Origin of the sequence: Mesorhizobium sp. LNHC252B00, from assembly GCF_000502955.1 — a bacterium.
Classification (GTDB): Bacteria; Pseudomonadota; Alphaproteobacteria; order Rhizobiales; family Rhizobiaceae; genus Mesorhizobium.
The window spans coordinates 1-25,343 of the sequence record NZ_AYWO01000041.1 but is presented as its reverse complement, the minus strand read 5'-3'; the positions used below and the strand labels follow the sequence as shown (position 1 = coordinate 25,343).

Here is a 25,343-nt window from a genome sequence, read left to right as displayed (position 1 = left end):
TGTTCCATGGCAGCCGCTGCCGAGTACATTAGCCCTCAAGGGATGATCCCCCTCTAGCCGACGGCATCTGGGAAAACGCGGCGATGATTGCCTCGAGCGACACATTCAGTGCGTTCGAAAAGGTCCTGCCCTTCTGCCAAATCGCAACGTAGTGATAGAGCGCGGACGGTTCCACCGGTTTTGCTTCGAGATGAAATGCCGCGTATTCACGCGCAATGATCTCATTGGTTATCGAAATGCCCAGGCCAGCCGAAACGTATCCGGCTTCGTGACCGTTGCAATCGAATTCCACCAGTATGTCTGGCTCAACGCCGGCGAAGCGCAAGGCATTAAAGTTCATTTGGTGGGCCGCGAACTGGGGATCGATATCGACGATCGTTTCGCCTGCCAGGTCTTGCGCCTCGATACAGGTCTGTTTTGAAAAGCGGTGGTCGGGATGAAAGATGCATACGTTTCGTGCGGATCCAAGCGGCGCCCACTCAAACAGGCGTGGATCCAGGGGCAATCTCGAGATTCCGAGATCCGCGCGCCCAGCCAGGATGTGTTCGCCGATCTGCTCGTAGCTTCCCGAAATCGACCGGACATTCGAAGCGGTCTTTGAGTGGATAATCGCCACGACCTTGGGCAAGGTCACGAAGCCGAAAACAGAGGGCGCGGCAATCGCAATCCGTTGCTTTTCCTCGTTCTTCATAGCGAAGATCGACGCCTCCAGGCGATCGAGCGACGTCAGGGCAAGTTCTACGTTTCGCAGGAGTTCCCAGGCTTCCTGCAAGGGGACGATGCGGTTGGCTGATCTCTTGAAGAGTGTGATGCCGAGCGTGATCTCGAGTTGCTTCACGTGTTGACTGACAGCCGGCTGGCTTATCCCGAGCGCTGCCGCCGCTCGCCTTGTCGATCCGGCCCGCAAGACTTCCCGGAACACCTTCAGTTGACTCAGCAGGCGCCGGATCTGCTGCGGCTCCTTCGACCAGGAGTTTTCGAGCGCCTCCCAGACCTGCTCCTGACGCGTGTGATCGTCGGTCACGGTAAAGGCCATGAGTTGCTCGAGCTGCATGCCATCCTGCTCGTAAACCTCCTGCAGCTTGGCCGAAACCCTGGCCAGCCTCAGGCGCTGCTGCACGAATGTTGCGGAGACGAAGAAGCGTGCCGCAATCTCCTCATGGCTTGCGCCCTGGTCGTGAAGGGTCTGGAAGGCGCGAAACATGTCGAGCGGATGTAAATCTTCGCGCTGAAAATTCTCGGCCAGCGAATCCTCCTCGATCGGGACCGCGCTGTGAGCGTCGCTGACAACGCAGGGAACTGGCTCGGTCTTGATCATGCGCTTCTGCTTGACCAGCAGTTCCAGCGCGCGATAGCGGCGCCCGCCAGCCGGCACCTCAAACATGCCTTACCCTCGCCATCCAGCACGGCCGGAGAGGCTCTGGAGCAGGCCGCGCCGTGCGATCGACGCGGCGAGGTCCTCTATCGTTTCCCCGCGCTTGATGCGCCGGACATTGGACTGGCTCAGCATCAGCTTGTTGAAGGGGATGTCACGTGAAGCGTTGAGGGTGATCGTCTGCTTGGGCGTAGCCATGGGATTATCTCCGCGACGGGGCGACCGAGACTCTCTCGACCTCCAACCCCGTCAAAAAAGACGGGCGCAGCCCTCTCACTCTGAGGACTGCGCCGCACACCGAAGATCCAGAGGGGGACAGGGCCGCAGACACGACTTTGCGCATCTGCGGCTTTGCGGATTTCAAGGTGAGATCTCACTTGCCGTCCCGGCCATGCTGGGCGGCGTGGTAGAGATGCGTTCGGCTCGCGAAGGTTTCCGACCCGGCGGGCGGCCTCTGCCCAGACCGAAATCGGCAGGTCGGTGCCAAAGAGGATGTCGCGCTCGATGCCCATGCCGAAGGGCAGCCGGATCGAAGTCATCTCAAGGACACGAGAAACTGCCCTGCTCCGGATAGCCGAGATCGGCGAGACCGAACATGGTGTCGCCATCGGCATCCAGCGCGGTTGCGAGTCAGGCTCATTCGCCGAGTGGATTGAAGAACTTCACGACCGGTACGTGTTCGGCGTCGCGCCCGCGGCCGTAGCGAGCAGGCACGCGCAGTTCCTCGGTGAGAACGATCATGCCGCCCTCCTCTCGATCTCGGCCTCATCGACGTCGGCCCGGTCTGCCCTGGCTGCACCGTCAGGTTGCGGCAGGAAGGCGAGCAACCAGTCGGCCGCCTTGCTGGCCTGGGAGGCGGCACGCACGATGGCGCGGTTGTCTTCGCGCAGGACCTCGAGCCAGGAGGCCAGGTAATCGGCGTGGCGCACGGTCGGCACAATACCTAGCGAGGCGCAGCAGAAGGCCGCGTTCATTTCGGCGACCAGTTCCTCGAAAGCATATCGCTTTGTGCCGAAGGCGCCGCCGAGGTCACGGCCGACGCGGGAGGGATGGCCGGTCGCATGCCCAAGCTCGTGCAGGGCGGTGCGGTGCCAGTCGATGGTCTGGAAATACGCCTGCGGAGGTGGCACCTGCACGTAGTCGTGCGCCGGCACATAATAGGCGCTATTGCCGCCGATGCGGAAATCGATCCCTGTCGCCTTGATCAGTGCGTCGACAGCCGGTTCGATCAGTCCGGGCTCTGGTGCGGGCGGAAACACCGCCAGATCGTCGGGCAGATTTTCGCATTGCGCAACGTTGAACACGGTGAAGCGCTTCAGGAACGGTATCGCCTGGGCTGCCTCGCCGGTCTCCCGCGCGCGATTCTTCTCGTCGTCAGGGATGAAGCGGTCAGCATAGACGACGGTGGTTCCGTGTTCGCCCTTGCGGACATGGCCGCCCAGCGATAGCGCCTGGCGGAAAGTCAGCCAGCCCTGGACGGGAAAGCCATGCTCGACGACCGCACCCCACAGGATTAGCACGTTGATCCCCGAATAGGCGCGGCCAGAGGCGGCATTGGCCGGCATGGCGAGGGATGCTTGCGTCGGGCTGCACCCAGGGAAAGTGCCCAGCTTCCAGCTCGGCGATGATCTTGTTCGTAATATCGTCATAGAGGCTTGTCCGGTCGGCGCCGGCGCGAGCGTAATGTCTGGACATCGCGTTTCTCCGCGACGGGCCCCGGAGGCCTCTCCTCCAGCTCTCAACCCGTCACGGCAAACCGGTCCGTACTCTCACTCTAGAGGGCGTGGCCGGGGCCTCGAAGGGGGACGCTCCCGAACTTGGGGCAAAGGCGGTCCGCGCCAAATCAGCAAATGTCGCTGACCATCTAGTATCGTTGTACTACCGGACTGCGTGGCGGATGCGGTCGGTAAGCGTTTGTTCGACGTCGAAATATCCTTCCCAGGCTTCGGGCAACTGAGCCCGCGCGGCGGCGGCGAAAACATCGAAACCGTTGGCGCTTTCGCAGGTGGGCAACTCATCCCAGCTGACGGGCACCGCGCACGACGCCCCCGCGCGTGCCCGAGTCGACCAGGGGCAGATTGCAGTGGAGCCCTGGCCGTTGCGCAGGTAATCGAGAAACATTCGGCCCTTGCGCTTCATCTTGCTCATGTTGGCGACGAAGCGCGACGGATCTGTGCGGGCCAGCAGTTCGGCGAAGTCTTGGCAGAAGCTCTTGACCTCGTCCCAGTCTGCCTTCGGCAGGAGCGGGACGACCACATGAACGCCCTTGCCGCCGGACAGCAACGGCCACGACTGCAGTCCAAGCGCTTCCAGAATGCCTCGAATGTCGAGGGCTGCCTGCTTGACGGCAGCAAAGCCCAAGGCCTCGTCGGGGTCGATGTCGAAGATCATGCGGTGCGGCAGATCCGGCTGCTGGCGACGGCTTCCCCAGATGTGGAATTCGAGCACGTTCATCTGGACACCTGCGATCAACCCAGCCAGGTCATCGACCCACAAGATGCGGCTTTCCTTACCGGACATCTTCTCCAGCTGGCCGTCATGGATAGCCTTGGGCATGCCTGGCAGTCTGTGCTTCTGAAAGAAGGTCTGCTGCAGGTCGCCGTCGGTATCGCGCACCAGCGACAGCGGCCGATCCTGGATGTGCGGCAGCATCTTCTCGGCGACCACGGCGTAGTAGGCGGCGAGCGTTGCCTTGGTCACCTTGGTGCCTGGATACATGACCTTGTCTGGATGCGTCAGCTTGACGCCGACAGCAGCGGCGATCTCCTTGCCGATTCCCGGATCGAGATTGGCGGAGCCAAGAGTTGCCGGCGTCTTCGGCATTTCCATCACCACCTGGTCGGCCCGCTTGTCTTCGCGCATGCCCTCAAAGCTTGGATGCCGCAAGCTGCCGTCCGGTGTCACTTCGGCATAGGTAACCTCTGCAACAAGCTCGGGCTTCACCCATTTGGCACGTCGGGCAATGTCTCTCGGAACGGAGGCGAAAGCCGGTTTCTCGACACGGCGTTTCTCGAGCTTCGCGAGGATGTCCTTGCGCATCGCCTCGGTGAACCCCGTGCCGACGCGGCCGCGATAAATGAGCTGGCCATTGTCGTAAGTGCCGAGGATCAACGATGCCATGCCACGCCCCGTGTCACTTGGGCGATAGCCGCCGACAACGAATTCCTGTCGCTTCGTGCACTTGATCTTGAGCCAACTCCAGGTGCGTTCGCCGACGTAGGGGCTGTCGGCGCGCTTGGCGATGACGCCTTCGTGACCGCCCTGGCACATGGCGTCAAACACCCTTCTGCCTTGGTCGACGATGTGGCTGGAGAATTGCAGGCTGTCGTCAGGGCGGCGCGCGCCCAGCAGGGACTCAAGTCGCGCCTTGCGTTCGAGGAGCGGCTGGTTCGACAGATCTTCGCCATCCAATTCAAGCAGATCGAAGGCGTAGAACTTGAGGAGCATACCCGCGGCAATGCCGGTTTTCAGCATGGAGAAGTTCGTACGGCCCTGGCTGTCGATGGCAACGATCTCACCATCGATCAGAACCGCGCCTTTGGTCAGATTCTGAAGCGGCGGCAAGATGACCTTGAACTGTCGGGTCCAGTCGTGGCCATTGCGGGTATAGACGACGACATTCGAGCCGGAGATGGCGACTTGGGCACGATAGCCGTCGAACTTCATCTCGAAGAGCCAATCCCCGCCCACCGGTATGTGGTCTGTCAGCGTGCATAGCTGGAAGGGACGAAACTTCGGGAGCCGATATGTAGGGACAGATTCTGAGTCTCTGCGCCGTGCGCGGCTTTTACTGAGGGTGCCGTCTACAGCCGACATGCGGAACTCGGATACATAGTCCGATTCAATACCCTGCCTGGGATTCGGTTCCATGCCCAAGCATCCCGCGCCGGTGACCGTCGGCGCTCAAAGGAATAAAGGCATATAAGCCGCAGTCCTGCGCGCGGCCGCAACAGCGGACCATTGTCGCGCGCAGGACGGAGGAAATTCGCCCCCGCCGCGGGCGGTGAACGGGACAGCCGTAGGAGCGTCAGCATAGCGCCGGCCGCAGGACGGGACGCGGGACCGACTGTCCCCGTCCGCGGTGGTCCGCATATTTTAGTCGACGCCGACCGCGGAGATGGCGCGGGATTTCCGGCCCTCGACAGTCCGGCCGCTGACCGAGATCGGATTGTCCCAAACCAGAGCCGAGTTGGCCTGGACGAAATCGATGAGGTCGTGGATCCCTTCACCCCTCAATTGCGTGGCAGCTTGTGAATTTCCAACCTGACAGGCCCGCCTCTGCCACAACTCGTGCAAAAAAGTGCTCGCTCGACCGAACTGAACAGAGCGCCCTTTCCATAGCGCTTGATGAGCCCGGCAGGCTTTACCGTTGCATGGTGCGAACACGATCTGCACCAAGCCCGCAATACATGCCATTCGCGAAGATCGCCGAGCGCCACATCCAGGCCCGCGTGAACGCTGCCATCGACCATGGCCTGCGGTGGGATCTTGACCTCGCCTGGTGTCAGGATTTTCTCCATCACATGTCGGCTGTTGTAGTGGATCAGCAGCATGCCCGGGCGGCGCCGGATGGCGGCCTGCCAGGCTGCCTGGCTCACCGTTGAATCGGGGGAGCGAAATGGTTTCTGCCAAAGCCTGCTCCTCGCGCTCCCAGACCTCGATCCGAAAATTGTCTTCCGCGGTTGTTTCCATAGCGTCGCCGGCCAGCGCGATTGACGCCGGGCCCGTCCCTTTGCTGCTCCAGATCACGCTGAAATAAGGAACATATTCCTCCCTCGTCAAGGGGACGCTTGATTCTTTGTTCTCATTTTGTTCACATCGGCAGGATTAGGTTATAGGAGGCGAACCATGGAAGTTCGCTTGAACATTGACGACGCAACACCCCAAGAGCTCGCACGTGGAATCGCGGCAGCCGAAGCAGTATTTGAACGCGCCGGCATTATGGCTTTGCAAGGCGCGGAAGGACTGTTCGCGTTGGAAGGCTGGGATTTCAAAGGCTTTCCTGAAGACGACAAGCCTACCGAGGACGAAGATCGGACCGCCACAGTCTGGATGGAGGCCGACAAGGCCGCGGTGACCGCATGTTGTGCTGGATGGTCGGAAGTTCCACACCATCAGGTCATGGAACTGATCAACGTTCCTCGGACGAAGCTGCAAGCCGAAGCGGTTCCAGATAGCTGGCCAGAACGGAAGCAGCTCTATCCTGACGTCGTCAAGCGGCTGGAGATCACGAGCGGCCCGGACCGCCAGATCGATTTCGATATTGCTTTCGTTCTCGGTTGGGTTCCCGAGCGGCCGACCCTGGACCGGGTTGAGCCGCCTTCGGAGCTGGAGACCGTATCCCCCTCTTCACCAGCGACCTTGCCCAGGTCGAAGAGATGCTCGCAAAGCGCTCAAGGACTGGACAATCGAGATCGACCGGGACCCCTGTGATGCCCCCCGACCCGGCGGCCAGCGATGACGATGATGAATTGCGCATGGCGGCATGGCGTGATTTCGACGGCACCTTGCATATGGAGAAGCCGCCGGCAAATCCCGCAATCGCGCTGACGCTGGCAATGATGCGCGGCCAATCAATGCATTTCGAATAGTGGTCAAACGCAGTCGGGGCTCACCGACGCCATCGGTGATCGACCGCGACTGGCCGCACCAGATTGCGCTGCCGGATGATCTCTGCACCGACCGGAACTTCACCATGATCGCGAAGTTCTGCCAGGAACGAGGGCTTAAGCACCAGACGCGCTATGTACAGGCGATATGGCCGAACCGCAAATATGAAACCTATCGGCTCCATTGCTTCAGCGATGCCGCATCGGCAGAGGCGTTCCTTGATCACTTCGAGGGGCTGATGTTCGATCCGAGGCGGGATCGGGAGAATGGAAAAGTGCGAGGCGTCTGGCGCCGCACGGGCGAATACACGCCGGTGCTCGATCTCGGTGGCTTGCCGAGCGCGAGGCCGACCTGCTGCCGGTCGGATACTTCCACGTCGTATTCACGCTCCCCGCCGAGGTCGCTGACATCGCATTCCAGAACAAGGCGGCGGTCTACGACGTGCTGTTCAAGGCGGCATCGGAGACGATGCTGACGATCGCCGCCGATCCGAAGCCCCGTCAGCCTACCGCGTCGTGGATGGCATCAAACAACATGCGTGCCGAAAATGGTTGGAGTTGCTGGCCGACGCCTTCGTCAAATTGACCGACCAGGAACAGCTGTCGCGCGAGACGGTGCGTCGGCGTTGGCCGAGAACGATCTCAAGCCCTGGCGCAAGGACATGTGGTGCATTCCCAAGGTCGACGCCGAGTATGTCGCGCGCATGGAGGATGTGCTCGACCTCTACGCCGAGGCGCCGGATCCAGCGGCCGGTCCTGTGCTTCGACGAAAGCCCGACCCAGCTCATCGGCGAAGTGCGGCAGCCGATCCCGGCCGCGCCGGGAAGGCTGGAGCGGCATGACTTCGAATACAAACGCAATGGCACTGCCAACCTGTTCGTCTTCCTCGATGCCCACCGATCCTGGCGCAAGGTGAAAGTCACCGAGCGGCGCGCCGCTCACGACTTTGCCCACTGCATGCGCGACCTTGCCGATATCTATTATCCGCAAGCCGAGTGCATCCGCGTCGTCCTCGACAATCTGTCGACCCACACGCCCGCCGCACTCTACCAGCTGGAATTCCATTACACGCCAAAGCACGCCAGCTGGCTCAACATGGTCGAGATCGAGATCGGCGTCCTGCGCAGTCAGTGCCTCGACCGCCGCATCGAAAGTCGTGACAGCCTCATTGCCGAGGTCGCCGCGTGGGAAAACCAGCGAAATAACAGCGGCGCCCGCATCAATTGGATGTTCTCAACCGAACAGGCCCGCCTCAAAATGGCTAAAGCCTATCCAAAGCCCACCGGCAAAGAGTCATAATCCTGCAGAGCCACTAGAACCGAAACACGATCCCGGCCCGCCTGCGGTAGCACCTGACGCGCCGGCGGCCATGTCGCCAGTAACTACGGCAGACCCTTCTCCAGCCCCGCCGGCGGTGGTGGCGGCGGCGATAGTGGCCGTAATCTGGGTCGTAATAAGGGTCGTCGTAGCGCCGATGGTAGACCGGCTCCACTTCCGCCTGAGTACCTTCGTCATCGAAGGTCGGTGAGTCTGGCGCGTCGAGTTCATCGAGAATGCCGCTTTTGGCCCCTGGAACACCTGCCACTGCGTCGATAGGCCGAACCGCGCTTGCAAAGGCCGCTGCCCCTGCAATGCCAAACATTGCTGTCAAGAAGGATCGCCGATCCATAGAAAGCCTCCAGTGTTACACAACTCTAATGGTACCAACTCTTAAGGCGCGCGGCCGGAAAAGGCAGGCCTTGCACCCGTTACAAATTGAGGATTCGCCAACCGCAGTGCGGCCCGTGAACCCTGTCAGCACAGGAAGGGACGTAGCTGCGCCGATCTGCAAATATGTCAGCCAAGCGCGAATCCTATCACCAGAAAGGTGACGGCGGTCGCGAACAGCGGTGCGAGCAACCAGCGAGCCTGGCTAACACTTCTATCCATCTGTTTTCTCCGAACTTTCCGGAGAAACAATAACGTTGGAAGCAAGCTGTTCCACGCTACATCAGGGTAAGACCATTGCGTTTTGGGCTCAGACTTAAGTCCTACCCCCCGCCCGACCGAAGCCTCAACCCGGAACGTTTGACGTTGCCCCAAGTTCGGTTTGGAGGTCGGCTTGGACGATGTCGTGGTGCGCCGGCCGCAAGAGGAGAAAATCATGAGAATGCATCTTGCGGGCGCCGCTGCGGCGTTGTTGCTCTTCGCTGGTGTCGGCGCGGTCGCTGCTCAGGACGTGATCATTACGCCCGAACAGGATACGGTCATCCATGAGTATGTGAAAAAGCAGCCGTTGGCATCGTTGAAGGTTCCCGGCGTGGAACTCAATATCGGCACAGCGCTGCCCGACACAGTCGAGTTGCATGAAGTGCCCAACGTCAAATACCGCTATGTCGTGATCGACAATCGGACGGTTCTCGTGGATCCAGGCACTCGCAAGATCATCAAGGTTTACGACTGACTAACCTTTCGCTGAACCCCCGCCGCCCATGTGCCTCGACGGCCCGCTCCGGTATTTGCTGTCGCGCCGCTTCGACACCATGCCCTCGAGGCCGGCCTCGAGGGCAGGTGATAGATTGCCTTTGCATCACCCGGCAGAGGTTCGCTGAACTGGATGCTCCCGCCCGGCTCGATCATGCTGACCAAGATCTCGCGCCGCTCCTCCAGCGCCATGTCGCGCAGATCGTGTCCATTGAGGTGCACCAGGTCGAACGCGACGAAAGAGAGGTCATGCTGCTTGCGCAACTCGCCGAAATCGGACAGGCCGGCTTCGTTAAACACGATGATCTCGCCGTCGACGATGGCGCTTTCCGCGCCGAGGCTCTTAGCTTTCGTTTACCGGTCGCGATACTTCGCCGCCCAGTCGTGGCCGTTGCGCGTGTAAATCCTGGTGCCGTCTTTATCGATGATAAGCTGTGACCGGTACCCGTCGAACTTGACCTCGTGAATCCAGCTATCGCCCTCCGGAGGCTTCTCCACCAAGGTCGGCATCAAAAGCGCGACGAACTTCAAACGCATGGACAGGAATCACAAAACCGCGATTTAAGCCACAAGATCGGCAATCGGTTCCGGAACATTTTAGCTTCAATGCATGTTTCATTGGTTATGAAGATCCAGACCGACGAATGCCGGGCAGCGTTGACGCTCATCCGGCGTACAATCGAGGAGCACTGCCCGCCCGGCGTGCTGCCGAGCGAAGAGGTGGTCAACGGGCTCTATGGGCCGGAGCTGATCCATGAGGCGGAAGCGATTGCTGCGGCCATAGTCGCAACTATCGATCAGATGCAATTGCGCGTGATGATGAAATCGCCTTCCCCCAGTATCAAACCGTAAGCCGCCACAGGGAAGCCTGCCGATGCGCGTTTCCGCTGACCGCCGAAGCGTCCCGCGCGTCCTGGCGCCCGCTTATGGCCAGCGTGAACGCAGGTTCCTTCTAGGGAACAGAGCCCAAAGCCGCACGTTCTGTTATTTGATCCAAAGGGGAGTACAAAAATGGTACGCCAAATCGCAACAACTATAGCGCTGCTCATTCAATTTCCAGCTTCCGCATTTGCAGACACTACCCAATATTGGGCCGCAAAGGATGCCGTTTCGAAGCAGTGCGAGGTGGTGACAAAGAAGCCAGACGGAACCCTGGTCATAGAGCTTACGAAGGCCACATATAAGACCGAGGCGGAAGCGAACGATGCCTTGAAGAAGCTTCCAGATTGCAAGAAGTGACTGCCTGTGTCGTTTGCTCGAAGCGCGTCAACAATCGCCCTGCCTTGCCCTCAGTGCCATACACTGATGCGCCATACGGCGGGAAAGACCTTCCTGCTTGTCCAGCCAAGGCCCGAAATGACCGCGCGGCAATGATGCCTTGGCCTCCAGCAGCTGGTGCCCGATCGCCAGCTTGCGATCTTCGGAGCGCCGAGCACCAGTTGATCGACCCTTTGCGGCCTCGCTCGCTCGGATGCGATTGTCGACGTGTGGGGCGCCCCCTGTCGCTGCCGCGCCATCATGTAAATCATGCCCGCGAGCGCATGGCCCTGGTGAATGATCCCGCGGAGCTCGTGGGCAAGCGCCATCATTGGCCCGAGCGGGATCAAATCGAACATCTCGAGCAGCGCCGTGGTGTGTTGCTCGACCAGGTCGGGACAGGCGCGCAGCAGGTCAGAGATCGCCGTCAGGGAGGTTTCGTCTATCAGGGCGTTGTTGCCCCTGCCCTTCAGCAAGGATGCACATGACGAGGCGAGCATGTTCGACGCCGTGGCGATCGATGATCCGCCGGATCGTGGCGACGGCTCGGGTCTCTCCCGGAGGCGGGTAGGCCGATTTGCTGACGATCCTGACGTCAAATTCCTGGCAAAGCGCTTTCACGCGAGGATCGACGACCATGCCGGAGAGGATATCGCGAGGAAGAGGGTCTGTCCGTGCCAGCATGCCGCGCCGCGCTTGGAACACGATATTGCATAAGTGGAGACTTATGCGCAAGGCTAACCGGTGATCAAACCAACTTTGGATTTGGCGCACTCTTTCAGTAGACCTAGATCCTTCACCACACTGAGGGGCAACCCGGCCAATTCGGCGGCAGAAAACGACTGCTTTATCTGGTTCCAGACGCCTTTGTTTTGCAAAGCCGCAAGGAAGTCGCGACCTTCCCAAGATAAGTCTTTCATGAAAACAAGCGCATAGGGCGCGTTGATCCGTCTGGACGGCGGCCCTTCGATGAAGCCCGCGCGGAAAGCATCTCGATATGACGGCCAACCACCACTTCGTCATGGCCTTCCAGTGTCAGCGGTTTTGGTGTCAAGTCGGTTCGATACTGCACTGCGAGCATGATTTCCCGGATCAATTCCATGTCGCGTTTCACGCCAGCCCTCCCCAATGGGTCAAGCGCGACAATAATCTGAAAACCGGATGAAATCATAGCGGCTACCACGGCAGCGCCAGCACGATGCTAGAGGACAGGAGGGAGGCGAGCCTGGCGATCATGCTGAAAGCCCCGGCAGCGAGGAGCTGGCCACGGGCGCCGTCAGCGTGATCTTGCGGTAGTACAAGGCGTTCTTCGACGTGGCAGCGAAGCCGCCGAGGATCGCCCGCTGCATGGTGAGCATCACATTGGCCGTGGTGTCGATGAGCCGGCACCATCAATCGACCTGGCAATGAAACTGTCCGTATAGGTAACGGCGACTTATGCAGTCTAGGTTCGTATTCCAGATCGGTGTTGTCGACGCCTCGGCAGTCGAGTGTGGGGCCACCGTCATACAGCGCCCCCGACAGGCTGCTGGCCGTCCCAGCCACCTTCCGAGGCAGGAACCAAAGCGTACGAGCAATGTTTACCCAGCGAAGGGCATCTTAATTTTTCGGAGAATTGATAATGAGAGCCACCCTGATTATGAGCGCCTTGGCGCTTTGCTTGGCCGCGCCTGCGGTCGCTTCGGCGGATGATTCCATCGTCATCCAAAGCCACCGGCACCACCGTCATCATTATTGGAACAATGACAACGCAGTGATGATCAATCAGTACGGCCAGCGTCTGCATCGGCGTCATCATGGTCAGGTGACCTTCTACGACCAGGGGCGCCGGCATCACCGCTCGGGCGTGATGATCACCGGATCGGTCGATCGTCCCCTCCATCGCCACCGTCACGTAATCATCCAGCAGGACGACAACAGCGATAGCGACTATTGATCGGAGGCCGATGGCCCGGCTTTTTGATCTCAATGAAAGCCGGGCCACGCATCGCGCAGTAGCTACGGAACGAACCGGTTCGCCATGAGTTACCAAATCATGATGGATACCATGGAACCCCAAGGCCACGGCATGGCGGCTGATATTTTGACCTCGGAAGTCGCGAGTGCGAAGCAGCGCATCAACCGGACTGAGATCGCGATTAAACGAACAGAAGAAATGCTGGCCGCGAATATAGCGCTCCGCAGCAGGATGCGGTTTCTGGTCGAGGCCACAGACCGCTTGATGGATCCCCCCAGCAGCAATGAATGACTTCGCGTAGGTTGAAGCTGGCCGGCGTCTCATTCCTCCGGTCCGCCTGGAAATCGCCGCGGTGCCCACCGGCGACGCTGCATGGATTGTGGACCTCGCCCCCCGGTCATCTGCCGCCATGTCAAACTTTAACGCTGGCGGGCTCGCGACTGTGCTATGGATAATCCGCGGGCGGGCGTTTCTCGGGAGGAGACGCCTATGGAAGTTAGAGATCTTGTGGCCAAGATGTCTGCGGCTTTGCTGAAGCGGCGGGCTGCCACGCCAACCATTCCAATCAAGCCAATCGCCAACTCTTTGGCAAGTCGCTCCGTCGCACCCAACTGGCCGATGCGCCAGACGACACCGCACAAGCCGAGACCGCCGGTGCCGCCCTGCAGCAATATGTAGGACGACCCTCCAGGCGGCGGCTTAGCCCGGATATCTCACACAGTTGAAGTGCATCGGGGCTCCGAATCAAGGAAAATGCTTCTGCGACAAAGACTTACCTTGAGCAGAGGTATTCCCCGATGCAAGCAGAGTGTATACTGGAACGGTTTGATTTTGCACCTGTTGAAAGGCGTGCCGTCGTGGCCGGTTTTGACGGTGGAACGATCACCTCCGACGCCGGCGCGCTTCTGCTGGGGCTGACGGACCGGGCGATCGGGCTGGTCGGCCGCTTTGCCCGCTGCTTCGTGGATGCCCGCCGTCCGGCATTGATCGAGCATGAGGTGAAGACGCTTGTCGGCCAGCGCATCTTCGCGCTCGCGCTTGGCTATGAAGATTTTTGCGCGTTGCGCCGCATCGGCCTGGTGGACACACGGCTCGCCAAGGCAAGCTGCGCCACCATCCGTCTCAAGCTGTTCAAGATCGGCGCCCTGGTCAGCGTCTCGGTACGCCGCATCAAGCTGGCCATGAACTCCGCCTGTCCCTTCCAGCGCCCCAATTCTTAGCCGTGACTGACGTTTGGTAAACAAGTCGTTAATACACCTTTGCAGCGAAAGAGTCGCGCGTCAATCCGAGGCCGGGGGCGGTGCGCCTAAGTCGCGAAGCCCATCCAAAGAGGCGGCGCCGGTTTCTAAGGTGAAGGCGTACAGTTGGATCGATCGAAGTCCATGAGGATCCAAGATGAAGCCGCTAAAAAGACAGCCGGACCGCCCGCCTGAACTCGACGTTCCCGTTCCGTCCAAATAGGACGGCTCGGGTCTTGCGGTTGGCAGTTGCGGTGCGTGCCTGAAGTGGCCCACGGCACTCCGGTCGGCTCCGCTCGCAATAGCTGACGGTCGTCGAACCGAACCGGTCGACGATGCATGTTGAGGCATCCAATGGAAGAAAGAAATTTCTCACGGACGAAGAAGTCTCAGGGCGCTATCGCGGGGATTTCCGTCGGAACACTCCGCAATTGGCGCGCGACGATAATCGGGCCTTGAGGAGCTCGAGGCATGGGATCGAAAGAATATCGTGATCTGCCGTGCGCCAGACCGACACGCCGTGCGCGCATCCAATGAGGTGTGATCTGCCCGTTGAAGGCCGTCTAACCGCCCCCAAGTGAAAAGGGAAGCAGTCTGTCTCGCTATCTTAGTCGATTGTCCGGACCGCCGGTAACCGTTAGTTTCCAGCCACTCGTATAACACGATCTGAAAAGGTCTGACTGTGGAACTTCTCTGCCTCGCGCGACCATGCGGGCGAGCGGGTACCAGCGGAGCGCACTACCTCTCATCGCAGAAATCCTTAACCTACCGGTGAGATCCGGTGCCACTATATCTCTGGCAGGACGATGCTATGTCACGAGCCCTGATTGTTGTTGGCCTCATCATAGTGGCCGTAGGCTTACTGTGGCCGTGGTTGTCGCGGATCGGCCTTGGCAGGCTGCCTGGTGACATCGTCATCGAGCGTGAAAACTTCGCGTTTTATGCTCCGATCGCCACCGGGATAGTTATCAGCGTCGTGCTCTCGATTATTCTGTGGCTGATCAACCGGTAGCGGGATACTTGGGTCTACAGCCGCCCTCCACCTGGACCCTTCCTCGCAATGCTCGCATTCTGTCCCCGAGGAGCTGGGGGCGGTGGACAAATCTTGCTACGACAATCGGCCCGACCAGTGGCGAAAGCGCACTGGCGCAAAGTCGCGGCGTGCGCGCCAACTGGCCCGCGTGCCCAGCGGCTCGTGTTCGTGACCGTTGCCGCCACGTTACCCAATACGTCATGCAGCGCGCCGGTATGGCCCTTCCGAGCTGGACCGGCGCGAGGGCTGCGATTGGCGGCGTCGCTGCGGTCACCAACGGCGACACGCCGCAATGCCCATGCGTAGTGTCGCTTGCGCAGATTCCAGCCACGCTGTCCCCAGCGGCGATCGGAACCGTTGCGTTGGTAGGAAGGTTATTTACCTTGCCCCAGCGAAATCTCGGCAAGGCCTCTGTTGGAAGCAATGCGAACTTTACCGGATCCCGCAAGCCGATATGTTTTGACGCGCTTCCTGCTTAAGCTCGCCTTTCGTATGTCTCGCGTCGGCGCATTGGCTGTGGGAATTTGGCCGAACGCTGGTCAACTTGCTGTTTCTCGCCGCCTTATTGGACGTTGGTATTGCGGTAGTTCGGAAGACGCCATTTCACGCACCGACACTCACCTATTGGGATGAAGCGATCGCTACTCTTTTCCCGTCTCTTCTCGTCTTATGGAAGCTGGCATGATCACGAAAGAATTCCCGTCGACTTCACTTTTCTGATCGGGATGGAGAGTTGGCCGGTGACTACTGAAGCAAAGCCGTCTTCCAGCTCAAAATTGCGTCGACCCGTTGTGCATCGGTTACGCCGGGCCACCCTGATAGAGCGGCTGGGGCCAGGGCTCATCACCGGAGCCGCCGACGACGATCCCAGCGGCATCGCCACCTATTCGCAAGCTGGCGCACAGTTCGGCATGAACATGCTTTGGAGCATGGTCTTCACGTATCCGCTGATGTGCGCCATTCAGATGATCAGCGCCCGGATCGGCCGCGTCACCGGACATGGGCTTGCCGCCAATATGGGCCGCGTCTTTCCGGCTTGGATCGTCATGATCCTGGTGACGCTTCTATTCATCGCCAACACGATCAATATCGGGGCCGATCTGGCGGCGATGGGTGCGGCTGCAAAACTGGTGCTTGGCTGGGGCCAGCACACTTTCACCGTTGGATTTGCCGTCGTCTCGCTGGTCGCACAGCTGTTCATTCCGTATCACCGGTATGTCCGCTACCTGAAATGGCTGACGCTAGTGTTGTTCGCCTATGTCGGTGTTATTTTTACCATTCATATTGATTGGGGCGATGTTGCCCTACGTACGTTTGTGCCCCAGCTCAGCTTGACCGGGGATATGATCACCATGGTGGTGGCGATCATCGGCACCACCATCAGCCCTTATCTCTTCTTCTGGCAGGCATCGGAGGAGGTGGAGGATGAAGAGGCGGACGCTGCTAAGCCACTCCTAAGAAAGCCCTCTCAAGCAACCTACGAGCTGGGTCGAATCCAGTGGGACACCTATGCCGGCATGGGTTTCTCCAACCTGATCGCCTTCTTCATCATCCTGACGACCGCCGTCACACTGCACGCCAGTGGCATGACCGACATCCAGACTGCCGCCGATGCCGCCGACGCGTTGCGGCCGGTAGCTGGCGAATTCGCATTCATGCTCTTCAGTCTTGGCATCATCGGCACCGGTCTTCTTGCCATCCCGGTTTTGGCGGGCTCGGCCGCTTACGCCGTCGGCGAATCCCGAGGCTGGAAGACCGGTCTCGAGAACAAGCCGTGGCAAGCAGTGGGTTTCTACACGGTGATCGGGTTGGCGACGGTACTCGGCATCGCTGTCGACTATTCGCCGATCGATCCGATCAAGGCCCTGTTCTGGACCGCTGTCATCAATGGCGTGATTTCCGTGCCCATCATGGCGGCGATGATGATCGTAGCTTCGCGCAGGCACGAGATGGGTCGGTTCGTGGCCACGATTGGCCAGCGTATTCTCGGATGGACCGTCACCGCGATCATGGCCGGCGCAACCGCCGCTATGTTCATTTTCAGATAGGAAGGAGTGGGGATGACCTTATTGTCGCGCGTGGTCCATCGAACGCCTCGGTTTAGGCGAAGCTTCGACAATTTTGCGAAGAAGCCCTCGACCGTGTTGAGCCACTAGCACGAGATCGGTGTGAAGTGGAAGATGAAGCGTCCTCGCCGGCCGGCACTTCGGCGTCGATCGCATTGAGCAGGCGCATCAACATTGAGCCGACGACGTCACGCAGTTGGTCCACAAACCGCGGATCGCTTGAGACGCTTGAACTGGCGCCAGCGGTTGGGCTGCAGCCCGTTCGCCTTCCACATGCAACGCACCGAACTCGGCTTGATGCCGGCCGTGGCCGCCATCATGTCGGCGGTCCAGTGCGTCGGGCAGCCGCTTCGGCGCGCCCTTGGACAGCAGGTGCGCCTCGTCGAGAAGAACTAGCTTGGGCTTCGCGAGATCGCCGGCGTCCGGCAACTTGCGGAAGGGTGCGGTCAGCAGCCAAAGCAGCAAGAGCTTTAGCGCTTCGAGTAGCTTGTCCGCATGCAAGAGCTTGTGGTTCCCTGCCCTGCGCGTCGAGCGCCGTGAAATCGGCGATATCGAACGGCGGCTCGCCGAATAGGCGATCGCCGGCCCTGCATTGCGGTTCGCACGGCATGTCGGTTTGGCGCACGGCAGATCACGATGTTCGTTCGAATGGCAGAGGCGGCTGTCAGGTAGGAGGCGAGCGCTCCGTACGCCGGCCTTAAGAGTTAACTTATGAAATCCATGCCCTATTGGTGCTATCTGAGCGGACGAGTTTGACACGCCGGGAATCTCGACCATTCAGACATCGAGCGCCCTTGGCCTAGATTAGAATGAATGCAGGCCACTCACAAAGAACGGGAACAACTTGCCGCACATTGAGTTGCATTCCTGCCTCGTTCCGAGGCGAGAACGGGAGAAAACACCATGGCAACTACGAATAAGGCCTCGACCAAAGGTTTGACCGAACTTTTCCACGGTACGCTGAAGGACATTTATTTTGCCGAAAAGAAGATTCTTGCGACTTTGCCGAAAATGGCCAAAGCGGTGCAAAGCCCAGATTTGAAGGCGGCGTTCGAAAAGCACCGCGGCGAAACGAAGGAACACGTTGCCCGCCTCGAAGAGGTGTTCGAAGTGATCGGCAAGAAGCCGCAGGGCAAGACCTGCGCGGCCATCGTCGGGATGACCGAGGAGGGCGCAGAAATCATGGAAGAGTACAAGGGCGCAGCTGCCTTGGATGCCGGGCTGCTGGCCGCAGCGCAGGCTGTCGAGCACTACGAAATCTCCCGCTACGGGACTTTGTTAACCTGGGCTTCCGAACTCGGGCTCGATGAAGCGGTATCGCTCCTCAAACTCACGCTGGGAGAAGAGAAGGCGACCGACGAGGCGCTGACCCAACTCGCTGAATCGACGGTCAACATGGCTGCCGAAGCCGCATAACGCGATTGTGAAGCGCCTCAGCCGCAACCATGAACCCCGAGCGCCTCCTTGGGGTGCGCCGTTCGGCCAGCCGCGACACCGCCATTTCAGTGAGGCAAGGTCAGCCGGAACTCGCAGATCAGCCCCGACTTCTCAAAATTGAGTACGACGCGATCTGACTTATTGAAATCAAACACGCGCTCCAGAAGCTGCGTGCCGAAGCCTTTGCGCCCACCAGGACCAACAGGCGGACCTCCAACTTCGCGCCATTCGAGCTCGAGCCGGCGATGCTGGCCCTTGCCGACAAGCTTCCAATGGATCGAAACGCTTCCCGTCGCATTCGACAGCGACCCGTATTTGATCGCGTTGGTCGTCAGCTCATGGAACGCCAAAGCTGCTGAAAGGGCAATGTTGGATGGGAGCCACACCGTCTCGCCGCCGATCTGAAAGCGTTCGACCGGCGCGTGCGGCGTGACCGATGCCAAAACAAGATCATTGAGATCTGCGCCGCTCCAGTTCCGCTGCGTTAGCAAGTCATGTGCCTTTGCCAGCGAGACGAGCCGGCTGGACAGCATCTTTCCTGCCTCCGATAGACTGGTGGCGTTGCGGATTGTCTGGCCCGCGATTGATTGGACGACAGCAAGCGTGTTCTTGACGCGGTGGTTGAGCTCATTGGCCAGCAATTTGCGTTGCTCTTCGCCGCGTTTGCGGTCGGTGATGTCGAGGCTGATTTGCACAGCTCCAACGATCGCGCCATCTGGATTGCGAATAGGCCGCGCGCTGGATAGCAGAAAACGCTCGACGCCAGACGGAAGCGTGTAGGCGAACTCTTCGTGGTCGACCAGTTCTCCACGCATTGCCCGGCTTAGCGGCCGGTCCTCTCGGCTNAAGCGTGTAGGCGAACTCTTCGTGGTCGACCAGTTCTCCACGCATTGCCCGGCTTAGCGGCCGGTCCTCTCGGCTGATGATATGGCCATCCTTGACCGCGATAGTGTCGATCACGTGCTGCGGTCTGCCAAAGGATTTTGCGCCGTCAGTCGGCAAACCCATGAGTTCCGCCGCGAAGCGGTTACGGATCACCTGGAGCGCTTTCGGGTCATAGGTGAACCAGACCCCCGCCGGTACCGTATCCAACACAGTTTCCAGCTCCGTTCGGCGTTCGGTGATGGCCCGCTCCGCCTCAACCAGCGCCTCGGCGATGGCGGCAAACTCCTTAACCGAGGTGTATAGCGGCTCGACCTTGCGCTGCTGCCCGAGCGCCTCAGCGCGTGCGGCTAGATCGGCGGTGGCACCCGTGAATTGTCTGCCGACTGTGTATCCGAGCGCAATCGATACAAGGAGGGACAAGAGGCCTATGCCGCTAATCGCGGCGAGCGAGCGCCAGAGCGGGGCCTGCGCTACCGAAAGCGGCAGGTTGGCGGTATAAAACCAATCCGAGTAAGGGGACCTGTAAAAGCCGGCTAGCAGCTTGGTTCCTTCGAGATTGCGGGATGTAAAGCTGCCGGAGCGGCCAACGACTTTCTCCACATATTCCGGTAGTCCGGGTTTACCGCTCATCTCTTCGTGCAACTTGGAGCGTGCCACAAAATGTCCGTCACGATCTCCAACCCCGACCGTCCAGCCCTCGGGCACGGCTGGCATCATCACATTGCGGATGCGGGTCGTTGGGACAGAGATCGAAAGAATCAGGTCCTCGCCTTTGGGCGCTGGCACTCGGATGGCAATTTGAACGCGGTAGCTACTCGAACCCAGGGCGGCGAAGACATCACTGACGAAAAATCCGGAGGTCCTGATTCTTTCGCGATCGTGATCAGCTATGGGGTCGACCGGCGGCAGATTGCTGCCGTAGCCAATCCCGGTGTTCATCAGCTGAGTGTGACCGAGATCTCTCAGGACGACGACTCGGTCCGTTGCCCGGACCAGATTGAGCGCCTCTCGGTGAAAGGTTTGCAGATCACCGTTGGCAAGGGCGGCCGATTTCGACAAGCCATTGAGGATTGTCTGAAGATTGACGAGTTCACCTTCGACAACGAGCGAAACCCTGCCTGGCCGTTTGCACGGCATCCTGTTCGAAACGGTATCTCTCATGCAGAGCGTATTGCACCAGCAAATAGGCCGCGAACAGCCAGACCGGGACGATCGCGGCTGCGATCGATCCGAGCAGGTGCAATCGAACGGACCGTCGTTGCAAGCCTCTACCTCATGCCCCTCAGGATCCGCCAACCATAATCGGCGAGCTCCGAACGGCAAGCTTTAGTTCAAGCGAATATGGCGCGGCAATTTGGGGCGGAGCGACGCCGACGAATCGCGCCGGCATCCGTGTTTTATCCGGTCTGGGCCATATCGGCTCAGCAGTACGTTTGTCTGATGCATTCCTCAATGAGCGGCCGCCGCGACCCCCTTGTCCTCCGGGTTCCGGCTGTGTGGCACAGCGAATGGAGAAGCTTGTCTCCGATTCCATCAGCTGGATAAGATTTAATTGTCGTAGAGATCGCGGAACCTTGGGCGCCACGGCCCTTCTTGCGGTCGTCGGCAACGGACGTCAGTTTCAGAAGGCCCGCGATCTGGCTGCATGGCTGGGCCTTGTCCCGCGGGAACACTCGACCGAAGGCAAGCAGAAACTCCTCGGCATCAGCAAGCGTGGGAACCGTCACGTCCGCAAGATCTTTGTTCATGGCGCGCGATCCTGCTTCCGACATAGGTGAAAACCGGGAACCTGTTAGCGGAGTTTGCCCGGACGTCTTCGACGTGCTTCGGGACAGCCCAGTGAAAACAAAGATTTTCGGGTTGCTCCAGAAGGTGCTTTCAGCCAGGCGATTGGAGATTGCCCGCCTGATGGTGGCAATGGACCGGGTCAGGCTCACCTACGCAAGGATGCTCATCGCTCTTACACCACAAGCCCTGCTGTCCAAGGATTTCCATCCCACCACGATCGCCAACCTGACTGAAGGCATGCGAGGCGCGATGGCGCTCGAGCTGGGCAGGCTGAGCCCTTGCGGCTCTAAGCGCCGTGGAACAGCGTGGCCAAGTGGGGAGCTTGTCGCAGCCAGCCGCTATTTTGAACGGCTGATGGATAATTCCAAGGTGGTGCGGTATCTGGCGCGCAATTTTCCTGGCCATTTTGAAGAGTTTCACAATCTGTCGGTGCTCTTCCTCAAATAGGTGGGGGAGCGGGCCGGCTCCACAGCCGCTCGGCGCACTACCGGATTTCCTTTTGACGCGCCAACACTACATGGCTTACTAATCTTTCCAGATCACGCGCTTTGATTTCGACCAGCCGCCGGAACCGGATGGTTTCCAATTCCTGCCCGACAGGATGGAACACCCGCGGCGGTCATGGAATCCGGTTCGTCGCATCGCCGCGCCATGCCGATGTACTGCTCGTCACCGGGCCCGTGACCAAGAATATGCGAGAGGCACTGAAGCGAACCTACGACGCAACTCCCAATCCCCAATGGGTGGTCGCCTCGCACTCGGACATTGTGCCAGCAACGGCGGCTGTTTCGCTGGCAGCTATGCCGTGATGCGCGGCGTGTCGGAGGCTCTGCCTGTCGACCTGCACATTCCCGGGTGCCCGCCAGCGCCAATCGAAATTCTGACAGGCCTGCTCGCCTTGCTTGAGGGCGTGAATTCAAAGCGTGGTCCATGAGGCTGAATATCGATGTGGAGGCTTATCCAGGCCGGCCTTGTCGCTGCATGTGTCATGTGTCCAAAGCATACCCTTGCGGAAGCGCCGGGCCGCTTGGTGGCATTGATCGAGGTGAAGGCGACATCCAAGATCGACAGCAGCGACTTTCGGCATATCAATTGGTTTGACGCGGCTCGGACTATTTTTGCTGGGTGGCTACAGCAACCATCCGATTTCTATCCGAAGCTATCCGAGGCTACGATCATCGTATTCAGCCTCTTCCCTTCATCGAAAAACGCGCCTCACTGTGTCCGTACAAGAGCGTGTTCGACAGTTGCGGTGCGTGCCTGAAGTAACGCCACGGCACTCCGGTCGGCTCCGCTCGCAACAACTGACGGTCGTCGAACCGAACCGGTCGACGATGCATGTTGAGGCATCTAATGTAAGAAAGAAAATTTCTCACGGACGAAGAAGTCTCAGGGCGCTATCGCGGGGTGTTTCCGTCGGAACACTCCGCAATTGGCGCGCGATGAAAATCGGGCCGACCTACATCAAGATCGGCGAGGCAGTGCTATATCCCCTTGAGGAGCTCGATGCATGGGATCGAAAGAATATCGTGATCTGCCGTGGCTCGCGCGTATAGAAAGCGCTGCTTGCGGTACCGATGAGGACGGCAACTCATGTGATCGCCCACAGTCCTCCCGCAACGACCGCCGCATAGCGTGCGGCCTTGCCCATTGCGACAAGAGCAACGAATACCCAGAGATCCACGCGTGCCGCGCCTGCCGCAATGGTGAAGGCATCTCCAACAACCGGCATCCAGGCAAACAGCAGCGTCCATTCGCCAAAGCGTCGGAACGTCCCGCTTGCCTACTCATAGCGCTCAGGAGTTATAGGGAACCAGCGCCTGGTCCCACCGGCCACATTCGACGTATATTGAATCGATGACTAAGCGCTACGACATGCAGCGAGCACATAGTGCACATAGTGGTCTCTAGTCGATCACTGACGTCTTCACCGGACAGCCGGCTACTCTTGACGGTGTGCTAGTCGTGAGGCTGAAGCCAACAGAGGCCGATGACTTGAGAGACCGGAAGGCGAAGGGAATCGCCTGAGCCGCCTGGTGACATGCACCAGCTATGCACCAGCCATGCCAACTCGACTGCCATCATTTTTTGGCGTCTGCTAGCGCGGCTCATCGGCAGGGGTTCATTCGAATCTGCGGCGTGTCTTTCGCTCTTCTGCGTCTTGCAACCTGGTTGGCTCATATTCGAACGACACGCGGTTCCGCCCACGTTGTTTCGCTTCAAAAAGGCACCGTCCGGCAATGCGGAGGACGTTCTGAGTATCTGCATTGCGAGAGATTTCTGCACCCCCGATGCTGACGGTCACCTCTACGACGTCCTGTTGCCCCCGGACCCAGGGAATCCCCTCGATATTCCGACGGATGTTCTCCGCAATCGTCATTCCCTGCTCTTTGCGCGCCTCTCGCAGCAAGATCCCGAACTCTTCCCCGCCAAGACGGCCAATTGAGTCACCTGGGCGTGTCGCATAGACGAGGGCCTTTGCAATCTGCACCAAAGTCTCGTCACCCTTGAAGTGTCCATGTTTGTCGTTGATTGAGGAGAAATGATCCGGATCGATCAAGAGAACCGTGTCGCATTCTCCTTCATCGCGCCTCCTGTCCATCCTTGCCATGAATTCACCGCGGCTAAGGAGCCCCGTCATCGGGTCGTGGCTGGTTACGAAGGTGAGCCTCTCGTGCGCCTCTCTGAGGGCTGTGTGTGACTTCTCCAGCTTGTCGCAGGTATCCTGGATCGTTTCCGACTGGGCGAAAATGTAGGCACTGACCGGCATTCCGATCAGGATGGGAATGAAGGTACATTCCACCCAACTCAGCCAGTCGATCGGCATCTGCAACGCAAGCCTGGCCGTGAACGACAGACCGAAGGTCGCCACGACTGCAATTATCGTCACGATTACTGATTTGCCCAGAATACGATTGGTGCTCGGCATCATATCGTTTTTTTAAACACCGGCACTGAATATGACGTTACCAATTCGACTAAGATTATTCGGGCCCAAGCGCTGGTGCAAAAAGCGGCCCTCGACCTTGCCAGAGGGACGTCCATAAGTTGTTTGCGTCAAGTTCTGCAAAAATGGCGTGGCGGTAGCTGTGACGTCGGCGTGTTAGGCCGTTTGGCTGCTGTGGAAGCTTGGCGATTTTCACATATCGCGCGGTTTAGCGCACATGGCCGCGATACCTCCTGCAGTCCACATCCTCAAGGACGCAGGGCTATTCGAATTTGATATCTTGGGGTTATCCGCGCAAGCGTATTTGCACCTACATTAGCCACCACTTGACGAACCCAATGCCCGCACCAGACTTATGGAATGGCTGGAATGGCTCGGGAAATTATCGACGCCGATGATGAAATGACGAGCACCGTCGCCGTTCTGAAGATGCACGATGACTGGGATCGCAATTCGGCTATTGCGTCCATGTCATTTCTGATCAGCCCGGTGCTGGGCGGAGTCAGCCGAAAGTTCCACGGCCTTTCCCTTTCGGCGCCAAAGCAGACGAAGTCCGCAAACAAGGTGGAGCCCACAGGCGAGATGGCCGGGTACGCGATGAGGCCGCAATGTCACGGTAAATGCCGGCGCAGCTAGCAACATCACCATTAGCGCAGAGCCAAGGCCGAGCCAGAGCATAGCCACTTAAAAGTACGATGATTGTAGGAAAGCCGCCACCCTTCGAATGCTTATATCGCTGTCTGCCAGCCAAGGAGAGGAATGATGAAGAATCCCTATTGGGCCGATGAAACCCAAGACTTCATTCTTCGCGACGTTCTTGATTTGGCCGGTTACAGCGATCATGGCGTCGTAATCACAATGATTGATGCGGAAGGAACGCGACTTCGTCTCCACCTGGAGATCAGCACGGGCGAGCTGCTGTGCGAGCGAATCGCAAGCGCGCTTGAGGGCCGTTACGGGTAGTTCAAAGCCCAAGCGCGGTTCAGGGGTTGATCTGTTTCATTCGCACGCCTGATTGGCTGGAACCAGCGGTGTGTGCCAAAGGCGGTTTCAGTCCTGTTCTTAGGGGGTGCAACCGTTCGTCACCGCTATCCACCCATAGTAAGGCGTGCAGGAATCAAGGTCCCTATTGAACCTCCCGATGCGCGAGAATGGCTCTTGCCGCCGGGTGGGGATCCAAGGCAATGAAAAAACGGCCTAAGGCCTGTTGAGATTCTGGAGGGTTCTGTGTAGTCGCGGGCGCGATTGGGCGGGCACGCACGGGTCGCGACTACATTGAAGCCTGATT

The 25,343-nt window shown here is 59.3% G+C and carries 28 protein-coding genes and 9 pseudogenes; 21 read left to right on the top strand and 16 right to left on the bottom strand.

Going from position 1 to position 25,343, the window contains the following annotated elements; genetic code table 11:
• Positions 1 to 28: 28 nt before the first annotated feature.
• The 6 genes and pseudogenes from X744_RS0138550 to X744_RS01000000170405 form a co-directional block, all read right to left on the bottom strand.
• Positions 29 to 922 carry a LysR family transcriptional regulator gene (locus tag X744_RS0138550; RefSeq protein WP_348626182.1) on the bottom strand — a complete coding sequence of 298 codons (894 nt, stop codon included), beginning with the start codon at positions 920 to 922 and terminating at the stop codon, positions 29 to 31.
• 6 nt (positions 923 to 928) lie between these two features.
• Positions 929 to 1,573: pseudogene (locus X744_RS1000000175640) on the bottom strand (ParB/RepB/Spo0J family partition protein); the annotation flags it as partial.
• 227 nt (positions 1,574 to 1,800) lie between these two features.
• Positions 1,801 to 2,116: pseudogene (locus X744_RS01000000170410) on the bottom strand (DUF2958 domain-containing protein); the annotation flags it as partial.
• Positions 2,113 to 3,070: pseudogene (locus X744_RS02850) on the bottom strand (zincin-like metallopeptidase domain-containing protein). The pseudogenes X744_RS02850 and X744_RS01000000170410, both read right to left, overlap by 4 nt.
• A 183-nt stretch (positions 3,071 to 3,253) precedes the next feature.
• On the bottom strand, positions 3,254 to 5,191 hold the full coding sequence (gene ligD, locus X744_RS02855) for a DNA ligase D (protein WP_084025732.1): 1,938 nt from the start codon (positions 5,189 to 5,191) through the stop codon (positions 3,254 to 3,256).
• 416 nt (positions 5,192 to 5,607) lie between these two features.
• On the bottom strand, positions 5,608 to 5,973 hold the full coding sequence (locus X744_RS01000000170405) for a hypothetical protein (protein ID WP_023762572.1): 366 nt from the start codon (positions 5,971 to 5,973) through the stop codon (positions 5,608 to 5,610).
• 250 nt (positions 5,974 to 6,223) lie between these two features.
• Here X744_RS01000000170405 and X744_RS01000000170400 point away from each other — a divergent pair, with 250 nt between their 5' ends.
• The 5 genes and pseudogenes from X744_RS01000000170400 (at position 6,224) to X744_RS142335 (ending at position 9,427) form a co-directional block, all read left to right on the top strand.
• Entirely contained in the window at positions 6,224 to 6,808 is a 585-nt protein-coding gene (locus X744_RS01000000170400) for a hypothetical protein (protein WP_023762571.1), read from the top strand.
• A complete protein-coding gene (locus X744_RS1000000175635) occupies positions 6,808 to 6,966 on the top strand; it encodes a hypothetical protein (protein WP_023762570.1) in 159 nt (52 codons plus the stop codon). The genes X744_RS01000000170400 and X744_RS1000000175635 overlap by 1 nt, the downstream gene beginning before the upstream one ends.
• 358 nt (positions 6,967 to 7,324) lie before the next feature.
• Positions 7,325 to 7,480 (top strand): annotated as a pseudogene (locus tag X744_RS1000000172855) (IS91 family transposase); the annotation flags it as partial.
• Positions 7,481 to 7,500: 20 nt separating this feature from the next.
• Positions 7,501 to 8,283, top strand: a complete 783-nt coding sequence (locus X744_RS02860; RefSeq protein ID WP_245266850.1) for an IS630 family transposase — start codon at positions 7,501 to 7,503, stop codon at positions 8,281 to 8,283.
• An 844-nt stretch (positions 8,284 to 9,127) separates the two neighbouring features.
• Positions 9,128 to 9,427 carry a DUF1236 domain-containing protein gene (locus X744_RS142335; RefSeq protein ID WP_031261239.1) on the top strand — a complete coding sequence of 100 codons (300 nt, stop codon included), beginning with the start codon at positions 9,128 to 9,130 and terminating at the stop codon, positions 9,425 to 9,427.
• On the opposite strand, the gene X744_RS1000000175630 is transcribed toward X744_RS142335, so the two are convergent.
• Together X744_RS1000000175630 and X744_RS1000000175625 are read right to left on the bottom strand one after the other, a co-directional pair.
• Positions 9,418 to 9,747, bottom strand: a complete 330-nt coding sequence (locus tag X744_RS1000000175630) for a hypothetical protein (protein WP_023762565.1) — start codon at positions 9,745 to 9,747, stop codon at positions 9,418 to 9,420. The genes X744_RS142335 and X744_RS1000000175630 overlap by 10 nt on opposite strands.
• Before the next feature lie 54 nt (positions 9,748 to 9,801).
• Positions 9,802 to 9,984: a hypothetical protein gene (locus X744_RS1000000175625; protein WP_023762564.1), complete on the bottom strand. Its 183-nt coding sequence runs from the start codon at positions 9,982 to 9,984 to the stop codon at positions 9,802 to 9,804.
• 87 nt (positions 9,985 to 10,071) lie between these two features.
• Here X744_RS1000000175625 and X744_RS142340 point away from each other — a divergent pair, with 87 nt between their 5' ends.
• The gene (locus tag X744_RS142340) at positions 10,072 to 10,299 is read left to right on the top strand and encodes a hypothetical protein (RefSeq protein WP_023762563.1); all 228 of its coding nucleotides are present in this window, start codon (positions 10,072 to 10,074) and stop codon (positions 10,297 to 10,299) included.
• Positions 10,300 to 10,458: 159 nt separating this feature from the next.
• Entirely contained in the window at positions 10,459 to 10,686 is a 228-nt protein-coding gene (locus X744_RS142345) for a hypothetical protein (RefSeq protein WP_023762562.1), read from the top strand.
• 50 nt (positions 10,687 to 10,736) lie between these two features.
• On the opposite strand, the gene X744_RS1000000175620 is transcribed toward X744_RS142345, so the two are convergent.
• Positions 10,737 to 11,204, bottom strand: a complete 468-nt coding sequence (locus X744_RS1000000175620) for a hypothetical protein (RefSeq protein WP_023762561.1) — start codon at positions 11,202 to 11,204, stop codon at positions 10,737 to 10,739.
• Between X744_RS1000000175620 and X744_RS1000000171185 the strand changes: the two genes are divergently transcribed.
• Positions 11,203 to 11,421 (top strand): hypothetical protein, encoded by a 219-nt coding sequence (locus X744_RS1000000171185; protein WP_023762560.1) that lies wholly within the window; start codon positions 11,203 to 11,205, stop codon positions 11,419 to 11,421. The genes X744_RS1000000175620 and X744_RS1000000171185 overlap by 2 nt on opposite strands.
• A 20-nt stretch (positions 11,422 to 11,441) precedes the next feature.
• On the opposite strand, the gene X744_RS142350 is transcribed toward X744_RS1000000171185, so the two are convergent.
• From X744_RS142350 to X744_RS1000000176120, 3 genes are all read right to left on the bottom strand, one after another.
• Positions 11,442 to 11,651: a DUF2513 domain-containing protein gene (locus X744_RS142350; RefSeq protein ID WP_245266853.1), complete on the bottom strand. Its 210-nt coding sequence runs from the start codon at positions 11,649 to 11,651 to the stop codon at positions 11,442 to 11,444.
• The gene (locus X744_RS142355; RefSeq protein ID WP_156938636.1) at positions 11,621 to 11,818 is read right to left on the bottom strand and encodes a hypothetical protein; all 198 of its coding nucleotides are present in this window, start codon (positions 11,816 to 11,818) and stop codon (positions 11,621 to 11,623) included. The genes X744_RS142350 and X744_RS142355 overlap by 31 nt, the downstream gene beginning before the upstream one ends.
• Positions 11,819 to 11,936: 118 nt before the next feature.
• Entirely contained in the window at positions 11,937 to 12,062 is a 126-nt protein-coding gene (locus X744_RS1000000176120; RefSeq protein ID WP_023762557.1) for a hypothetical protein, read from the bottom strand.
• Positions 12,063 to 12,325: 263 nt separating this feature from the next.
• Here X744_RS1000000176120 and X744_RS142360 point away from each other — a divergent pair, with 263 nt between their 5' ends.
• From X744_RS142360 to X744_RS142375, 5 genes are all read left to right on the top strand, one after another.
• Positions 12,326 to 12,640 carry a hypothetical protein gene (locus X744_RS142360; RefSeq protein ID WP_031261238.1) on the top strand — a complete coding sequence of 105 codons (315 nt, stop codon included), beginning with the start codon at positions 12,326 to 12,328 and terminating at the stop codon, positions 12,638 to 12,640.
• Between the two features lie 84 nt (positions 12,641 to 12,724).
• Positions 12,725 to 12,952 carry a hypothetical protein gene (locus tag X744_RS142365; RefSeq protein ID WP_023762555.1) on the top strand — a complete coding sequence of 76 codons (228 nt, stop codon included), beginning with the start codon at positions 12,725 to 12,727 and terminating at the stop codon, positions 12,950 to 12,952.
• Positions 12,953 to 13,458: 506 nt separating this feature from the next.
• Positions 13,459 to 13,881, top strand: coding sequence for a transposase (locus X744_RS1000000171180; RefSeq protein WP_084025728.1), 423 nt, complete (start codon positions 13,459 to 13,461; stop codon positions 13,879 to 13,881).
• Between the two features lie 829 nt (positions 13,882 to 14,710).
• The gene (locus tag X744_RS142370) at positions 14,711 to 14,911 is read left to right on the top strand and encodes a DUF2905 domain-containing protein (protein ID WP_023762553.1); all 201 of its coding nucleotides are present in this window, start codon (positions 14,711 to 14,713) and stop codon (positions 14,909 to 14,911) included.
• 761 nt (positions 14,912 to 15,672) lie between these two features.
• Positions 15,673 to 16,980 (top strand): divalent metal cation transporter, encoded by a 1,308-nt coding sequence (locus tag X744_RS142375; protein ID WP_348626181.1) that lies wholly within the window; start codon positions 15,673 to 15,675, stop codon positions 16,978 to 16,980.
• A gap of 41 nt (positions 16,981 to 17,021) precedes the next feature.
• Here the strand turns inward: X744_RS142375 and X744_RS1000000175615 are convergent.
• Together X744_RS1000000175615 and X744_RS1000000175610 are read right to left on the bottom strand one after the other, a co-directional pair.
• Positions 17,022 to 17,360 (bottom strand): annotated as a pseudogene (locus X744_RS1000000175615) (hypothetical protein); the annotation flags it as partial.
• 28 nt (positions 17,361 to 17,388) lie between these two features.
• Positions 17,389 to 17,775: pseudogene (locus X744_RS1000000175610) on the bottom strand (helicase HerA-like domain-containing protein); the annotation flags it as partial.
• Between the two features lie 126 nt (positions 17,776 to 17,901).
• Here X744_RS1000000175610 and X744_RS142385 point away from each other — a divergent pair.
• On the top strand, positions 17,902 to 18,414 hold the full coding sequence (locus X744_RS142385) for a ferritin-like domain-containing protein (RefSeq protein WP_023762550.1): 513 nt from the start codon (positions 17,902 to 17,904) through the stop codon (positions 18,412 to 18,414).
• Positions 18,415 to 18,500: 86 nt separating this feature from the next.
• Here X744_RS142385 and X744_RS1000000175605 read toward each other — a convergent pair whose 3' ends face one another.
• Positions 18,501 to 19,250, bottom strand: coding sequence for a PAS domain-containing sensor histidine kinase (locus X744_RS1000000175605; RefSeq protein WP_245266852.1), 750 nt, complete (start codon positions 19,248 to 19,250; stop codon positions 18,501 to 18,503).
• 730 nt (positions 19,251 to 19,980) lie between these two features.
• On the opposite strand from X744_RS1000000175605, the gene X744_RS1000000175600 reads away from it, so the two are divergent.
• The 5 genes and pseudogenes from X744_RS1000000175600 to X744_RS1000000175595 all read left to right on the top strand — a co-directional run bounded on the left by X744_RS1000000175600 (position 19,981) and on the right by X744_RS1000000175595 (position 22,664).
• A complete protein-coding gene (locus X744_RS1000000175600; protein ID WP_031261231.1) occupies positions 19,981 to 20,622 on the top strand; it encodes a hypothetical protein in 642 nt (213 codons plus the stop codon).
• Between the two features lie 266 nt (positions 20,623 to 20,888).
• Positions 20,889 to 21,080: pseudogene (locus tag X744_RS1000000172840) on the top strand (transposase); the annotation flags it as partial.
• Positions 21,067 to 21,555 carry a plasmid partitioning protein RepB C-terminal domain-containing protein gene (locus X744_RS142400; protein WP_023762546.1) on the top strand — a complete coding sequence of 163 codons (489 nt, stop codon included), beginning with the start codon at positions 21,067 to 21,069 and terminating at the stop codon, positions 21,553 to 21,555. The pseudogene X744_RS1000000172840 and the gene X744_RS142400, both read left to right, overlap by 14 nt.
• 176 nt (positions 21,556 to 21,731) lie before the next feature.
• A pseudogene (locus X744_RS01000000170385) lies at positions 21,732 to 22,042 on the top strand (hydrogenase); the annotation flags it as partial.
• Positions 22,043 to 22,461: 419 nt separating this feature from the next.
• A pseudogene (locus X744_RS1000000175595) lies at positions 22,462 to 22,664 on the top strand (DNA-binding protein).
• Positions 22,665 to 23,230: 566 nt separating this feature from the next.
• On the opposite strand, the gene X744_RS142405 reads toward X744_RS1000000175595, so the two are convergent.
• Entirely contained in the window at positions 23,231 to 24,040 is an 810-nt protein-coding gene (locus tag X744_RS142405; protein WP_023762541.1) for a GGDEF domain-containing protein, read from the bottom strand.
• A gap of 384 nt (positions 24,041 to 24,424) precedes the next feature.
• On the opposite strand from X744_RS142405, the gene X744_RS142410 reads away from it, so the two are divergent.
• Entirely contained in the window at positions 24,425 to 24,691 is a 267-nt protein-coding gene (locus X744_RS142410; RefSeq protein WP_031261226.1) for a hypothetical protein, read from the top strand.
• Between the two features lie 126 nt (positions 24,692 to 24,817).
• Complete coding sequence (locus X744_RS142415; protein WP_031261225.1) at positions 24,818 to 25,018, top strand: hypothetical protein; 201 nt, start codon at positions 24,818 to 24,820, stop codon at positions 25,016 to 25,018.
• Positions 25,019 to 25,343 lie beyond the last annotated feature (325 nt).

Coding starts and splice junctions, on each gene's coding strand:
- ligD (WP_084025732.1), bottom strand. CDS start 5,191: ATGTCGGCTGTAGACGGCACCCTCAGTAAAAGCCGCGCACGGCGCAGA.
- X744_RS01000000170400 (WP_023762571.1), top strand. CDS start 6,224: ATGGAAGTTCGCTTGAACATTGACGACGCAACACCCCAAGAGCTCGCA.
- X744_RS1000000175635 (WP_023762570.1), top strand. CDS start 6,808: ATGCCCCCCGACCCGGCGGCCAGCGATGACGATGATGAATTGCGCATG.
- X744_RS142335 (WP_031261239.1), top strand. CDS start 9,128: ATGAGAATGCATCTTGCGGGCGCCGCTGCGGCGTTGTTGCTCTTCGCT.
- X744_RS1000000175625 (WP_023762564.1), bottom strand. CDS start 9,984: ATGCGTTTGAAGTTCGTCGCGCTTTTGATGCCGACCTTGGTGGAGAAG.
- X744_RS142340 (WP_023762563.1), top strand. CDS start 10,072: ATGAAGATCCAGACCGACGAATGCCGGGCAGCGTTGACGCTCATCCGG.
- X744_RS142345 (WP_023762562.1), top strand. CDS start 10,459: ATGGTACGCCAAATCGCAACAACTATAGCGCTGCTCATTCAATTTCCA.
- X744_RS1000000171185 (WP_023762560.1), top strand. CDS start 11,203: ATGTTCGACGCCGTGGCGATCGATGATCCGCCGGATCGTGGCGACGGC.
- X744_RS1000000175620 (WP_023762561.1), bottom strand. CDS start 11,204: ATGCTCGCCTCGTCATGTGCATCCTTGCTGAAGGGCAGGGGCAACAAC.
- X744_RS1000000176120 (WP_023762557.1), bottom strand. CDS start 12,062: ATGCTCACCATGCAGCGGGCGATCCTCGGCGGCTTCGCTGCCACGTCG.
- X744_RS142360 (WP_031261238.1), top strand. CDS start 12,326: ATGAGAGCCACCCTGATTATGAGCGCCTTGGCGCTTTGCTTGGCCGCG.
- X744_RS142365 (WP_023762555.1), top strand. CDS start 12,725: ATGAGTTACCAAATCATGATGGATACCATGGAACCCCAAGGCCACGGC.
- X744_RS1000000171180 (WP_084025728.1), top strand. CDS start 13,459: ATGCAAGCAGAGTGTATACTGGAACGGTTTGATTTTGCACCTGTTGAA.
- X744_RS142370 (WP_023762553.1), top strand. CDS start 14,711: ATGTCACGAGCCCTGATTGTTGTTGGCCTCATCATAGTGGCCGTAGGC.
- X744_RS142385 (WP_023762550.1), top strand. CDS start 17,902: ATGGCAACTACGAATAAGGCCTCGACCAAAGGTTTGACCGAACTTTTC.
- X744_RS1000000175605 (WP_245266852.1), bottom strand. CDS start 19,250: ATGCGTGGAGAACTGGTCGACCACGAAGAGTTCGCCTACACGCTTCCG.
- X744_RS1000000175600 (WP_031261231.1), top strand. CDS start 19,981: ATGTCCGTCACGATCTCCAACCCCGACCGTCCAGCCCTCGGGCACGGC.
- X744_RS142400 (WP_023762546.1), top strand. CDS start 21,067: ATGGCGCGCGATCCTGCTTCCGACATAGGTGAAAACCGGGAACCTGTT.
- X744_RS142405 (WP_023762541.1), bottom strand. CDS start 24,040: ATGATGCCGAGCACCAATCGTATTCTGGGCAAATCAGTAATCGTGACG.
- X744_RS142410 (WP_031261226.1), top strand. CDS start 24,425: ATGGCTCGGGAAATTATCGACGCCGATGATGAAATGACGAGCACCGTC.
- X744_RS142415 (WP_031261225.1), top strand. CDS start 24,818: ATGAAGAATCCCTATTGGGCCGATGAAACCCAAGACTTCATTCTTCGC.